Annotated in this window: 15 protein-coding genes; 12 read left to right on the top strand and 3 right to left on the bottom strand. The window is 61.7% G+C overall.

The features are described from left to right. Positions 1–72: 72 nt before the first annotated feature. From OCK02_RS23515 to OCK02_RS23500, 4 genes are all read left to right on the top strand, one after another. Positions 73–1,068, top strand: coding sequence for a quinoprotein relay system zinc metallohydrolase 2 (locus OCK02_RS23515; RefSeq protein ID WP_263815125.1), 996 nt, complete (start codon positions 73–75; stop codon positions 1,066–1,068). Further along, positions 1,059–1,916 carry a quinoprotein dehydrogenase-associated SoxYZ-like carrier gene (locus OCK02_RS23510; RefSeq protein WP_263815124.1) on the top strand — a complete coding sequence of 286 codons (858 nt, stop codon included), beginning with the start codon at positions 1,059–1,061 and terminating at the stop codon, positions 1,914–1,916. Before OCK02_RS23515 ends, OCK02_RS23510 begins: the two co-directional genes overlap by 10 nt. Before the next feature lie 23 nt (positions 1,917–1,939). After that, the gene (locus OCK02_RS23505; protein WP_412178910.1) at positions 1,940–2,512 is read left to right on the top strand and encodes a rhodanese-like domain-containing protein; all 573 of its coding nucleotides are present in this window, start codon (positions 1,940–1,942) and stop codon (positions 2,510–2,512) included. A gap of 279 nt (positions 2,513–2,791) precedes the next feature. Beyond that, entirely contained in the window at positions 2,792–3,799 is a 1,008-nt protein-coding gene (locus OCK02_RS23500) for a GGDEF domain-containing protein (protein WP_263815123.1), read from the top strand. A gap of 65 nt (positions 3,800–3,864) precedes the next feature. Here OCK02_RS23500 and OCK02_RS23495 read toward each other — a convergent pair whose 3' ends face one another. Next, complete coding sequence (locus tag OCK02_RS23495) at positions 3,865–4,113, bottom strand: hypothetical protein (protein ID WP_263815122.1); 249 nt, start codon at positions 4,111–4,113, stop codon at positions 3,865–3,867. A 226-nt stretch (positions 4,114–4,339) separates the two neighbouring features. Here OCK02_RS23495 and OCK02_RS23490 point away from each other — a divergent pair, with 226 nt between their 5' ends. Further along, positions 4,340–5,554, top strand: coding sequence for a M24 family metallopeptidase (locus OCK02_RS23490; RefSeq protein WP_263815121.1), 1,215 nt, complete (start codon positions 4,340–4,342; stop codon positions 5,552–5,554). A gap of 86 nt (positions 5,555–5,640) precedes the next feature. Here the strand turns inward: OCK02_RS23490 and OCK02_RS23485 are convergent, their stop codons facing one another. After that, the gene (locus OCK02_RS23485; RefSeq protein ID WP_263815120.1) at positions 5,641–6,420 is read right to left on the bottom strand and encodes a creatininase; all 780 of its coding nucleotides are present in this window, start codon (positions 6,418–6,420) and stop codon (positions 5,641–5,643) included. 97 nt (positions 6,421–6,517) lie between these two features. On the opposite strand from OCK02_RS23485, the gene OCK02_RS23480 reads away from it, so the two are divergent. The 7 genes from OCK02_RS23480 to OCK02_RS23450 all read left to right on the top strand — a co-directional run bounded on the left by OCK02_RS23480 (position 6,518) and on the right by OCK02_RS23450 (position 13,117). Beyond that, on the top strand, positions 6,518–7,432 hold the full coding sequence (locus tag OCK02_RS23480) for a LysR substrate-binding domain-containing protein (RefSeq protein WP_230808400.1): 915 nt from the start codon (positions 6,518–6,520) through the stop codon (positions 7,430–7,432). 91 nt (positions 7,433–7,523) lie between these two features. Next, positions 7,524–8,660: a spermidine/putrescine ABC transporter substrate-binding protein gene (locus OCK02_RS23475; RefSeq protein WP_263815119.1), complete on the top strand. Its 1,137-nt coding sequence runs from the start codon at positions 7,524–7,526 to the stop codon at positions 8,658–8,660. A gap of 128 nt (positions 8,661–8,788) precedes the next feature. Next, complete coding sequence (locus OCK02_RS23470; RefSeq protein ID WP_263815118.1) at positions 8,789–9,634, top strand: ABC transporter permease; 846 nt, start codon at positions 8,789–8,791, stop codon at positions 9,632–9,634. Continuing rightward, complete coding sequence (locus tag OCK02_RS23465; RefSeq protein ID WP_263815117.1) at positions 9,631–10,461, top strand: ABC transporter permease; 831 nt, start codon at positions 9,631–9,633, stop codon at positions 10,459–10,461. The genes OCK02_RS23470 and OCK02_RS23465 overlap by 4 nt, the downstream gene beginning before the upstream one ends. 1 nt (position 10,462) lies before the next feature. Continuing rightward, positions 10,463–11,566 (top strand): ABC transporter ATP-binding protein, encoded by a 1,104-nt coding sequence (locus tag OCK02_RS23460; RefSeq protein ID WP_263815116.1) that lies wholly within the window; start codon positions 10,463–10,465, stop codon positions 11,564–11,566. Between the two features lie 23 nt (positions 11,567–11,589). Then, on the top strand, positions 11,590–12,789 hold the full coding sequence (locus tag OCK02_RS23455; protein ID WP_412178909.1) for a GlxA family transcriptional regulator: 1,200 nt from the start codon (positions 11,590–11,592) through the stop codon (positions 12,787–12,789). A 121-nt stretch (positions 12,790–12,910) separates the two neighbouring features. Further along, positions 12,911–13,117: a hypothetical protein gene (locus tag OCK02_RS23450; RefSeq protein WP_263815114.1), complete on the top strand. Its 207-nt coding sequence runs from the start codon at positions 12,911–12,913 to the stop codon at positions 13,115–13,117. A gap of 170 nt (positions 13,118–13,287) precedes the next feature. Here the strand turns inward: OCK02_RS23450 and OCK02_RS23445 are convergent. Then, positions 13,288–13,669: M10 family metallopeptidase C-terminal domain-containing protein (locus OCK02_RS23445; protein WP_263815113.1), on the bottom strand; the 382-nt coding region annotated here is incomplete at its 5' end.

The following is a 13,669-nucleotide window of genomic DNA, read 5'->3' as shown; positions in this document are numbered from 1 at the left end:
GCGACCGATCTATCGACCGGCCAATGCCGCAAACAAGAGCTTCATGCGGCCACTACCGGACCAGAGCGAGCGGTGGTAGGCTTTGGCATGTCAGGATTTGAGCTCACAGGCGCCGGCAGGATCCGGCAGGCGATCGGCGAGGTCCGTTTCACGCGGCGCGGAGCCCTTTCGCTCGGTTTCTGCCTATGCTGTCTGCCGGCGACCGGCCTTGCCGCCCAGACCTTTGCATTGAAGGATCTCGGCAATGGTCTCTTCATCCGCGAGGCACCGCACGAGGAGACGACAGCGACCAACAAGGGTGCCATTGCCAATATCGGCTTCATTGTCGGACGTGACAGCGTGCTCGTCATCGATCCGGGAGGCAGTGCGGCAGATGGCCGGTGGCTGCACTCGGAAATCAGAAAGCGGACGAGCAAGCCGATCCGGCACGTCGTGATGACCCACGTCCACCCCGATCATTGCTTCGGTGCTGCAGCCTTTGTCGCGGAGCAACCGGAATTCATAGGCCACCACGCCCTGCGGCCAGCGCTCGACGCACGAGGAGGCTACTATCATCAACGCCTCGTCGAGGTGCTCGGGCAAGAGAATGCAGGCAGCCTCGTCTATCCCACCCGAGAGATAGACGATGTCGCCGAAATCGATCTCGGCGACCGTCTGGTCCGGATCATCGCGCACCGGACCGCGCATACGGATTGCGACCTGTCGATGCTCGATACATCCACGGGAACGCTTTTTCCTGCGGATCTGCTTTTCGTCGGCCGCATTCCCTCCCTGGATGGAAGCTTGCCGGGATGGCTCGCCGAAGCCGAACGGCTTGCAAAGCTTGGTGCTGCCCGTGCCGTGCCGGGACATGGGCCGGCAATGGTGGAGTTCGAGCCGGCCATGGCCATACAGCGGCGCTACCTGACGACCCTCCAGGACGAGACGCGCACGGCGATAGCGGAGGGCATTCCAATCGACGAAGCCAGCCGGACGGTCGCCGCGAGTGCAGCCGAAGGCTGGGCGCTGTCCGAGGACTATCACAGCCGTAACGTCATTCAGGCCTACAAGGAGCTTGAATGGGAATAGCGATCCCATTCAGGCGGGAGGAGGAGAATATGATACAGATAGTTCGACATGCCCTCGCGGCGGCTCTGGTCACGGTGTTCTGTGCAACATCGGCAACCGTTGTGGATGCCTCCGAGGCCGATGCCAGGCGGGAGGAGCGCTGGCAGCTGATTGCCGACTACCTTTTCGATGACCGCGAGGTTCTGCCGACGGATACCCTGATCAGGATCGAAGCGCCGAAGCGCGCCCAGGATGCCGCGCTCGTACCGATCACCCTGACAATGCCGGAGAAGGACAAGATCAAGTCGGTCTATCTCGTGATCGACGACAACCCTGCCCCGCTCGCCGCTCATGTCACCTTCGGGCCGGCCGCCGATCCGGGCACGCTGCACCTGCGCGTCCGGATCGACACCTATACCAATGTTCACGCTGTCGCCGAGACGAAGGACGGAAAGCTGTATTCCACTGTGGCCTTCGTGAAGGCTTCGGGTGGCTGCTCGGCGCCGTCCGGACCGAGTGACGCAGAAGCGATGAAGGGGATGGGAGACATGAGGATGAAATTCGCGAAGGACATCCAGCAGGAAAAGCCCTCGGAGGCGACGCTGATGATCCGTCATCCGAACTTCAACGGAATGCAGATGAACCAGCTCACCCGGCTCTACACGCCCCCGCGCTACATCGACAAGGTGACCGTCTCATATGGGGACCAGGACGTACTGGACATCGTCGGCGATATTTCCCTGTCCACGAATCCCGCGCTCGGCTTCGGTTTCATTCCGCGCGGCGAAGGTCCGATGAAGGTCGTCGCATCCGACACCAAGGGAGGCCGTTGGGAACAGACTTTCGACGTGCCTTCCGTTACCCAGTAAGGGGGGCGGACATGTCGGGCCTGATGGGATACCTGGTGAAGCCAGCCGCTTCACTCGCGATTGCATTGTTTCTCGCCGCCACGGTCACGCAGGCGTCGTCGGCCGAGGTGAAGGAACCGGACGGCATGTGGACCGGCCCGATGCGGGGAGAAACCCCGGCGACGCTGAAGGGTGCCGTGGTCGTCGGCCTGCCGGCTCTCGAGGCGCTCCTTCCGGAAAAACCGGTCCTTCTGGATGTCGGCCCCGCCGACAAGAAGCCGGAAGACTTTCCAAAGGATCGGCTGTGGCTGCCGACCCATCGCTCCATTCCGGGCGCCGTGTGGTTTCCGGGAGGCGGTGCAGCGGCCTTCGATGCCGCGCAGGAGGAAGCATTTTTTCGTCGTCTGGAGGAACTGACGCAAGGCGACAGATCAAAGCCGGTCGTCACCTTCTGCCGTCCCCAGTGCTGGGGCAGCTGGAACGCCGGAAAGCGGCTGGTGATGAAGGGCTATACCGGCGTTCACTGGTTCCCGGATGGCATCGACAAGTGGCAGGAGGCCCACGAGGCGGTCGAAGTCGAGCCGGACAAGGTTTGGAACGCGGCGACAATGAAATAGGCGCAGGGCAACGCTCGATTTTACCGATCACCCGCAGCAGACGATCGAGACGTCCCTCGCCTCCAGGTCGACACAGCTGACCAGTTCGCCCATTCGTTTGTCATCGGGACCGGTTTCGGCGCTCTCCGGCGTCCGCATCATTTTGCGAGCATTCCCGTGCCAGATGCGCCCTTGGCCCCAATGTCGAAAACGAAACGCTTGCACACTTGGAAACAGTTCCTTCAAGGTTGCTCCCTAATTTTGGAAGCGTCGACTCCGAGATATGGGTAGAAACGGGCTATGGCTTTGGTATCCCCGAGAAGCTGGATCGCAGGTCTCAGCACCAGATTCGCGCAATGGCTGGGGGAACCGGCACTTGGAAACCCAAGCGCCAGCGCAGCCGAAATCGCCCATCTCAGGAAGATCTTCGAACGCTCATCGAAGGCTGCACGCATCGGCGTCTGGGAATGCGCCCTTCCCTCCGAGGCCCTGACCTGGACCGACATGGTCTACGAGCTGTTTGACCTGCTGCCCGGTTCCACCCTGGACCGACCGTCGATCGTAGACATGTACACAGAAGCCTCGCGCGCGGAACTGACCAGGCTTCGCAATCGTGCCATTGAAGAGCGCGGCGGTTTCTCGCTCGATGCGGAAATCATCACTGCCAAAGGCAACCACCGCTGGATACGGATCACGGCAATCGTTGAATGCGAGTCCGATGTCCCGGTCCGGATATTCGGGTTGAAGCAGGACATTACCTCCGAAAAGATCATGATCGACCAGATCCGCCGACTGGCGGAAACCGACGCCTTGTCCGGACTGGCCAATAGGAACCAGTTCGAAAAGGAATTCGAGCATGCCTGCGCCCGTCGCTCCTCCGGCGATCAGTCCGTGCTTTTCCTCGTCGACATGGACGGGTTCAAGCTCGTCAACGACTCGTTCGGTCATCAGGCCGGCGACGAATGTCTGAAGGAGACTGCGCGCCGGCTGATGAAGATCCTCGACCAGGCGGACGTCATTGCCCGCATTGGCGGCGACGAATTTGCCATCCTGCATCGATGCTCTTCCCTCGATATGGCGAACCGGATCGGCGGAGAGATCATCGCCGCCCTGGCGCAGGATTATTCAAGGGACGGCAAGCAGGTCCGCGTGGGCGTATCGATCGGCGCCGTGTTCGGGACCTCGGGGTTTCTGCCGAAGGATGTCTTCGCAGTAGCCGACAAGGCTCTCTATACTGCAAAGCGTGAAGGGGGCGGCAGCCTCATCACGAAAGAAATGGACAACAGCCAACGTGTCCGCGCAGCTTGAACGTGCATGCGCGTATTATTGTGGTGGCGTGATGGGGGACGGAGAGGGAATTTCTCCGTCGATGGTCAACGTCCCGTTACGGAGAAAATCTGCGACAAGCCCGGCCGGAGGCTTGACTGCACCCTGCCGTTCAATGGGTGTACGTATACCCCCCTGCCCATGCCGCAGATGAAGATCCCCACGGATGCATCGTCCCAGCGTATGTCCGGCTGCACATCGCGCGGCGAGGCTTGAGACGTCCGCCGCTCTTTGAAGAAGGCAGGGAGCGTCTTCCAGTCGCGGCGGCACAGCATCTCGAACGCATTGCGGATCATCGACATCCTCCCACCTTGCCGGCAGAGTACAGCCGATGAAGACCGGGCGGAAATTTGCATCCCAAATGCCCGTATTTCCAATACTTTGCTTAGGCGTGGCTCCCGAGTTTCCGGCCGACCAAAGAAATAAACTTTCCAAATGCACCTATCATATGAATAAATTTTTGTGATGGCAGTGTGACCTATAACGTCTGCTCATTCGACGTCCCACAGATGGAGGAGCCCAATGACGGACGACATGCTGCATGTGATGAAATGGCATAATGGCGAGAAGGAATATTCACCCTTTTCCGACGGAGAGATGCGCCGCCGCCAGAGCGACGTGCGGCGCTGGATGGCGGAGAACGACGTCGATGCGGCGCTGTTCACGTCCTACCACTGCATCAACTACTATTCCGGTTGGCTCTACTGCTATTTCGGCCGCAAATACGGAATGGTCATCGACCAAGACAATGCCACGACCATCTCGGCCGGCATCGACGGCGGCCAGCCGTGGCGTCGCAGCTTCGGTGACAACGTCACCTATACGGACTGGCGACGCGACAACTTCTATCAAGCCGTCCGACAGCTCACGTCAGGCGCCAAGCGCATCGGCATCGAGTTCGACCACGTCACGCTCGATTTCCGCCGCCAGCTCGAGGAGGCGCTGCCGGGCGTCGAGTTCGTCGATGTCGGACAGCCGTCGATGTGGATGCGCACGATCAAGTCACTGGAGGAGCAGAAGCTGATCCGCGAGGGCGCGCGCGTCTGCGACGTCGGCGGCGCGGCATGCGCGGCGGCCATCAAGGCGGGCGTGCCGGAACATGAGGTCGCGATCGCCACGACCAATGCGATGATCCGCGAAATCGCCAAGTCGCATCCCTTCGTCGAACTGATGGACACGTGGACGTGGTTCCAATCGGGCATCAACACGGACGGCGCGCACAATCCCGTGACCAATCGTATCGTCCAGTCGGGTGACATCCTTTCGCTCAACACGTTCCCGATGATCTTCGGCTACTATACGGCACTCGAGCGAACGCTGTTCTGCGATCATGTCGACGATGCGAGCCTCGACATCTGGGAGAAGAACGTCGCCGTGCACCGCCGCGGCCTCGAACTCATCAAGCCGGGTGCGCGCTGCAAGGATATCGCCATCGAGCTGAACGAGATGTACCGCGAATGGGACCTGCTGAAGTATCGTTCTTTCGGCTACGGTCACTCCTTCGGCGTGCTGTGCCACTATTATGGCCGGGAAGCGGGCGTGGAACTGCGCGAGGACATCGATACCGTGCTGAAACCGGGCATGGTGGTTTCCATGGAACCGATGGTCATGCTGCCCGAGGGCGTTCCCGGGGCCGGCGGATACCGGGAGCACGACATCCTGATCGTGACGGAAGACGGCGCCGAGAACATCACCGGCTTCCCCTTCGGGCCGGAGCACAACATCATCCGCAATTGAGCGGAAGGATGGGTGATCGATAGAAAACAGGCCGGCAAGGATGCTTGCCGGCCTGTTCTTCGTCCAGGACCGCCCGAGAGGCGGCGTCAGGCAAGGAACTCCGTCTTCAGCGCCGAGACGATACCCTTGACGCAGACATCGAGAAGGATGTGGCCCTTTTCTTCGGACGCATCCTTCGGCGAGGAGAGCGTGCCGCACGGCGGCGTCCATTCCGGTCTCAGTGGGTAGACATCGTAGGGTGGGAAGCTTGCCGGCGCGTGATCGACCGCCCGATCGAGCTCCACCAGATGCGGATAGAGGGCGAGCATCAGCGACGTCTCGAGCACGCCGCCATGCTCGAGGTCCCAGCCGGTGAACCCGTCCGGGTAGAGCCGGGCAATCGTCGCCTTGTCGACGAAGTCCCAATAGGAAAGCACGACGATCTTGATGTCTTCGATACCGCTCCACTTGAGTTCGCGCAGGGCAAGATCGATCCCCTCGATGATGAACCAGGAGTTCTCGAAGTGGCCGTTGACGAGGCATATCTTGCGCACGCCATGGCGAGCGAATTCCTTGATCACGTCGCGCAGCGCCGCGACCAGGGTGGCTCCGTCTAGGCTGGTCGTCCCGGGCAGGTGATTGCCGCCGCCGGATTTCTGATGGGACTTGTAGCCATAGGTAAAGGGGGGCGCGACCAGGCCACCCACCTCCCCGGCCACCCGCCGCGCGAATTCGGTGGGCAGGAGCACGTCGACATGCATCGGCATGTGGTGCCCGTGCTGTTCCATCGACCCTATGGGAATAAGGATCGGCACGGCGCCGTCGCGGACCCGGCTGTCATAATCCGGCCATGGCAGTTCGGCGGCAAATACGGAATCGGTCGGCATTGGCGTCTCCTCTTCAAAAACGGAGAGGAATAATTGCTGCCGGCCCGAAAATATGAGAAATTTATATTCATCATCCGTGTATGAGAAATTGAAATCCATGCGCCATATCGTCAACTTCCAGACCGACCTCCTGCGCACCTTCGTTTCCGTGATCGATCTCGGCGCCTTCACCAAGGCCGGCGAGGCCCTGGGGCGGACCCAGCCGGCCATCTCCCTGCAGATCCGGCGGCTGGAGGAACTGGTGGGCGCGCCGATCATCAAGCAGGTGGGCCGCACGCTCCTGCTGACAAGCGAAGGCGAGATGCTCCTGAGCTACGCCCGGGAAATCCTGCGGATGAACGACGAGGCGGCCTCCTATTTCAACCGGGCCAAGATCGCGGGCGTTATTCGCGTCGGGTTGCCCAACGACTATGCGGTGGCCTTTCTGCAAGGTGTGATCACCGAATATACCCGCCAGAATCCCGAAATCTCGCTCGAATTGCATTGCGGATGGAGCGCGGAAATCCTCGACCGGCTGCGTGCCGACGAACTGGATATCGCAATCGCCATGGTCAACGGCGAAAGCACGCAATACCTGTCTCGCTCCTGGGTCGAGCGGCCGGTCTGGGCGGCCGTGGAAGACATCCGGTTCGACCGGGCGCAGGGCATTCCCCTCGCCGCCCATCCCGAAGGATGCGCCTATCGGTCCCGCATGATCCAGGCGCTCGACGCCGCCAATATCCGCTGGCGTGTCGCCTATACGGGATCGGGCATAGCGGGGCTGCAGAACGCGGTCGTCAACGGCCTCGGCGTCAGCGCGCTCACCCGCTACACCATGCTGCCCGGCATGCGGATACTGGACGAGAAGGACGGCTTTCCGCCACTCGCCGAAATCCGGGTCGGCTTGTTCTACAAGCACCCTCGCCTGTCGGATGCCGGCATCCGGCTGGTCAATCATGCCATTGCGCGCCTCGACGAGGCAGGGGTCTCCGGTGACCCGACCCGGGCTCATGTCGAGCTGGTCCGGCAATAAGGCAGCCTAATGCAAAAATTATGAGAATTAATTTTGCAAATGGATAAGCGCTGCATACCCTCGCTTCCAATAACAAGCGAAGGGGAATGCAATGACCATCAAATCCATCTTGCCGGAGCGCCCGACCCGGCGCGATATCCTCAAGACAGCCACCCTTGCGGGCGGTGGAATTCTCGCCGCCCCGTATCTCAGCCGGATGGCCTTCGCGGCACCGGTCGAACTCACCATGCTTGCCTGGTACGGGCATGCCGAGCCCGACGTCGTCGCCGAGTTCGAGGCGGAGAACAACGTCAAGTTCAAGCCCAAATACTATACCGGCGGTGACAACATGCTCGGGCTGATCGCCCAGTCGCCTCCCGGCACGTTCGATATCATCCTGTCCGACGCGGAATATGTCCAGCAGCTCAACGCCGCGGGCTATATCGAGGAGCTTGATCCGAAGGACTACGCCTTCGACGACTATTTTCCCGAGTTCCAGCAGTTCCCGGGCCACTGGCAGGACGGAAAGCTCTTCTCCGTGCTTGCCCGCTTCGGCTTCCTGGGCGTTGCCTACAACACCGATGCGCTGACGGAGAAGGAAGCCTCGAGCTACAACGTCTTCTGGGACGAAAAGCTGAAGGGCAAGGTCGGGCATTTCGACTGGCACCTGCCCAATCTCGGCCAGATCAGCCTGCTGGAGGGGAATTCCTCGCCATACGACATCGACGAGAACGCCTGGGAGAAGCTGCAGGAGAAGACAAAAACGCTCCGTCCGCAGGTCGGCGGCTTCTTCGACTACGGCGGTACGTTCTCGTCCCTCCAAAACGGTCAGATGCTGGCCATGGCCGGCATCGGCGACTGGATCACCGGCACGCTCGAAAAGAGCGGCGCCAAGGTGCGCAGCGTCATCCCCGAGGAGGGCGGGCTGCAATGGACCGAATCCTTCTCCATCGGCAAGGGTTCGGCGAAGGCGGACCTCGCCAGGAAATGGATCCAGTACAGCACCTCGGCCAAAGGCCAGGTGAAATCGGCCAACATGGCCGCCTATCCGGCGCTCATCCCCAACCAGAAGGGCTGGGAACTGCTGCAGACAGAGACGCCTGAAGAGGCCCGGCGCCAGGGAATGCTGCTCAACGAGAGCAACGTGATGGACATGATCCGCAACGGGCGCATCAAGTACCGGCAATTGCCCATCCAGCAGAGCCTCGAGGACTGGAACGACTTCTGGTCCGAATACAAGGGCGCCTAGCCGGCGGTTACGGGGGCGGCAGCACCTCCCCTGCGCTCCCCTGGGGGCGGACTTCCGGTCCGCCCCTCCACTCCGGCAGCTCTGCGGGCGCCGGCCAGTTGCCGCATGTTGAGCCCGGAGCCAGCCAGATGCGCAAACCGATTACCCTATACGGATTGACCTTCTCCCTGCCGATGCTGATCTGGCAGGTCATGTTCTTTCTCGCACCGTTGCTGTTTCTGATCGCCCTGAGCTTCTGGACGGTCAAAAACTTCCGGATGGAGCCGGATTTCGACACGGTCAACTGGGTCAGGATCCTTGGGCGGAGCGTCTTCTGGGACGCCTATCTTCGCACCTTCGCCCTTGCGGCCGCCTGTGCCGCCATCGCAAGCGCGCTTGCCTTTCCCCTCGCCTATACGATCGCCTTCAAGCTGTCGGACACGGCGCGGCGGTGGGCCATCTTCCTGATGGTCATCCCCTTCTTCACGAGCTACCTCGTGCGCGTCTATTCCTGGCAGATATTCCTCTCCGACAACGGCATCTTCAACGCCCTGTTCGCCCGCGTGGGACTGGGGCCCTTCACCATGCTCAACACGAGTTTCGGGGTGATGATCGGCTACCTGACCCTGTGCCTGCCGCTGGTCGTCCTGCTGCAGCTCTTCAGCCTGATCTTCGTCGACAGAAACCTGATCGAAGCGGCGCACAATCTGGGCTGCGGGCGCTTCGGCACGGTCTTCGAGGTCATCGTTCCCTCGGCGAAGGTCGGCCTGGTCATCGCCGCTCTCTTCTGCTTCATCCTCACCTTCGGCGATTTCGTCAGCCCGCTCTATCTCGGTGGCGGCGATCCGCCGACGCTTTCCATCCTGATCACGGATACCACCAAGTCCGGCCAGCAATGGCCGCGGGCAGCAGTGATCGCACTGACCATGATCGCAACCTTGCTGATGGTCGCCTTTGCGGCGGTCCGCTACGCCTACAAGGAGCGCGGACGATGAACGCCTTCAATCGCAATCCGCTGATCGAGCTCCTTCTGAAGCTCTACCTGCTGCTGGCCTTCGCCTTCATCTTCGCCCCGATTGGCGCCAGCTTCGTCTTCTCGTTCAATGTCGACCGGTTTCCATCCTTGCCGCTCGGCGGCTTCTCGACCATATGGTACGAGACCGTGGCCGCCGATCCGCTGGTCTGGGAAGGCCTCCGGAACACCCTGGTGACGGGCCTCAGCGTATCGATCCTTGCCACGGCCATCGGCTTCGGCGCGGCCTACACCGACTTTCGCTACCGGTTCATCGGCAAGTCCCTCTATCTCGCGCTCGCGCTGCTGCCGCCGACCATCCCGGTGGTCATCCTGGGCCTTGCGATGCTCGCCTTCCTGTCGAACGTCCACCTTTCCGGCGCCACCCATTCGGTCATCATCGCGCATGTGGTGATGTGCGCGCCCTTCGCCATGGCGATCATCCGGTTGCGGCTGTCCCAGATGGACCCGTCGCTCGAGGCGGCCGCGTGGAACCTCGGTGCGTCGGAATGGATGGCGATGCGCCATGTCATCATTCCCTTCTGCAAGCCGGCAATCCTTGCCGCGCTGTTCATCACCATGGCCGTGTCCTTCGACGAGTTCGCCGTCGCCTGGTTCGTCTCCGGCCTCAACGAGACCCTGCCCGTCAAGGTACTCGGCTTCCTGCAGGGGCAGGTCAGTCCCCGCATCAACGTCATCGGTACCTTCGTCTTCGTCGTCTCCATGACGCTGGTGGTGCTGGCCCAGATCCTTCTCATGAAACGCGGAAGCGCGCCGAAGGCCGCAGCGGAAAACGCCGGAGTTCAATAGCATGACCGAAGAGGCTCTCGTTGTATTCGATGGCGTCGCCAAGCGCTTTGGCACCTATGTGGCCGTGGAGAGGACAGACCTGGAAATCCGCCAGGGGGAATTCCTCGCCATCATGGGATCCAGCGGCTGCGGCAAGACGACCACGCTGCGCATGCTGGCCGGTCTCGAAACACCGAGCGAGGGAGAGATCCGCCTTGCCGGAAAGCGTATCAACGACCTGCCGACCTGGAGCCGGGACACGCCCATGGTCTGGCAGAGCCTGGCGCTATTTCCGTTCCTGACCGTCCGCGAGAACGTCGAGTTCAGCCTGCGCATGCGCGGCGTGGAAAAATCCGCACGCCGAAAGCGGGTCGACACATGGCTGGAGCGCATGCAGATCACCGAGTTCGCCGACCGCAACGTCAACCATCTTTCCGGCGGCCAGCGCCAGCGCGTGGCACTGGCCCGCTCGCTCGTGACGGAACCGCAGATCCTCCTGCTCGACGAGCCGCTGTCGGCACTCGATGCCCATCTCAAGGTGAGGATGCAGACGGTGCTGTCCAATCTCCAGCGCGAGCTCGGCATCACCTTCGTCTATGTGACCCATAGCCAGTCCGAAGCCTTTTCGATGGCCGATCGCGTCGTGATCATGAGCCGGGGGCGGATCGAACAGATCGGCAATCCGCAGGAGATCTACCGGGCACCGCGCACCCGCTTCGTCGCCGAATTCCTGGGTTCGTCCAACATCTTCTCCGGCAGCGTCGTGGATACCGACGACCGGTCCATAAAGATCGCTACGCGGGCCGGGGAATTCATCGTCGCGCGCCACACGGCCACGCCATTGCGCAAAGGGGACCAGGCCACCTTCGTCGTCTCGGACGACCGTGTCCATCTGGGCAACGAGCCGCCAAGCGAAGGCTACAACGGCGTACAGGCGTCGGTCGTCGGCGAGGAATTCGTCGGCGCCACGGCGGTCATCCATCTGGAGAACACCGCCGCCGGGCTGGAATTGAAGGCACAGAAGAGCCACGACGAACTGGAAGGGCTCGACCTTTCTCCAGGGGCCGCGGCCTGGCTCTCCTGGCGCCCTGAAGCCGCCCATCTCCTGCCCGGCACGCCCGGCTGACACGCGGAGAAGGAGAAGCCGTGATGCACGAACGTGGGGTAGGATATGTCGTCGCCAACCGTCCGGAGCCGCCCAAAACGCGCCATCGCCCAGGCGTCGAACTGAAGGTCGGTTTCGTCCTGGCGCGACATTTCACCTTGAGCGCCTTTTCCCTGTTCGTCGATACGCTAAGGCTTGCCAGCGACGTCGACGACCGTTCCGGTCGGCTCCTGTGTGACTGGGACGTGATCAGCGCCACCCCACACATGATCCGGTCGAGCAGCGGGATTCAGGTCTCTCCGACAACCAGGCTGGGAAATCCGGAGCGCTTCGACTACATCGCCGTCATCGGCGGCCTTCTCGATGTCGAGGAACAACTCGACCGTGAAACCATCGCCTTCCTGCACGAGGCTTCGCGCCGGAAGACCAGAATCATCGGTGTCTGCACCGGCAGCTTCATCCTCGCCGGTCTGGGTCTTCTGCGCAACCGGCAGGCCTGTGTCAGCTGGCTGCACCATTCCGAGTTCAGAGCCTGTTTTCCGGATGTCCGGCTGACGTCGCAGCGGCTCTTCGTCGAGGACGGCGGTATCATCACCTGCGCCGGCGGCAGCGCGGTAGCCGATCTCGCGGCACTGCTGGTGCGAAGGCATGTGGGCGAAAGCGCGGAGAAGAACGCCCTTGAGATCCTTCAACTGGAACGCCGGCGCGAAGGCAACGAAGTCCAGAGCCGCGCGCCGATCTCGCTTCCGGTCCACTTCGACGACCGTATCAAGGCAGCACTGCTCTGCATGGAGCAAAATCTCGACGAGCGGATCGGCATCGACGAGATTGCGCTGAACGTTGGACTTTCCCGCCGCCAGCTCGAACGCATCTTTCACAACAAGACCGGCATGTCTCCAGCGGCGGCCTACGAAAAAATCCGCTTGAAGAGGGCGATGCTCCTCATCGAACGCACGTCCAAATCGCTGATCGAGATCGCCCTCGACGTGGGTTTCGGGAGCAGTTCGCACTTCTGCCGAAGGTTTCGCGCAAATTTCGGAACAACACCGAACGCCCTTCGCGCAAAGTCACGGCCACCCCGATCGCTGAGGCTTGAAAAAGCAGACCATGCCACTCCATCTGCGGCCAGCGCTCCTGGCGGGCGTGGCGATCGTTGGGCATGCAGGGCCGGAAATGTTCCGAACGCTGACGGCGCAATCGGTCAGCCTGAACCTCAAATCCCGCTGCGCCAAGGCCCGGCTTGAGTGGCAAGGCGGCGCGGGTGATCGTCTGAAGAAGGATCGGTAGCACGAGCGCCAGACCTGAGCGCGTCGGCTCCACCCTGCCGTCAGGGTCTCAATCATACTGGAGCGTTTGAGATTATCCATGGAAACGACAACCATCGAATCCCGGGCCGACTTCGCCCAATGGGCGATCGAGCGGGCCAGTGCCATCGTCGCCGAACAAGGCGCCAATCTTGCGGTGGCAGCGCGCGATGGTGCCGATGAGAAGATCGCTCAAGCCGCCAATGCCCTGGGCCAGGCCGTGGTAGAGGCGATGTTGGAAGTCTTCGATGGCCTGATGTCGGACTAGACCAGGTTGCCCACCTCGGCATTCGCGCTCCAATCAGCGGCTACGAGCCAAGTGGCGTGCCGTGTCTTCGAAGCGGCAGGAGAGCGGGCTCGCGGAACCATGATCCGCGACGAATGGAGGCGGCCGATGTGGCCGCCTCCCGTTTTCGATCTCAACGACTGCCTGGCGCTTCACAGCAGGAAGTCTCCCTTGTCGAGGGTGACGAGCTTGTCGATATGGAGGGCGAAGTCGGCTTTGCCGTCGCCGTTGGTGTCGGCGGTGACGTAGGTGTCCTTGCCGCTCTTCGAATAGCGCAGCTCGCCGGCCTTGTCGGAGAAGGCGTCCGTGCCGATGAAAGTGAAGGCCTGGTTGCCGGACTTCGTCGTGTTGGCGTCGATCGCCTTCAGGTCGATGATGTCGCCCGAGCCGAAGTCGAAGATCGTGTCGCGGGCCGACTTGGTCGAATCCGACACCGCCTTGAACACGAACACATCCTTGCCGCCGCCGCCATAGAGGTCGTCGGCACCCTTGCCGCCGTAGAGCGTGTCCTTGCCGGTCCCGCCCTTGAGCACG

The sequence above is a fragment of the Rhizobium sp. TRM96647 genome (genome assembly GCF_025780115.1).
Classification (GTDB): Bacteria; Pseudomonadota; Alphaproteobacteria; order Rhizobiales; family Rhizobiaceae; genus Mycoplana.
Note: the sequence above shows the minus strand (reverse complement) of the source record. Positions and strands in the feature narration are given on the sequence as shown.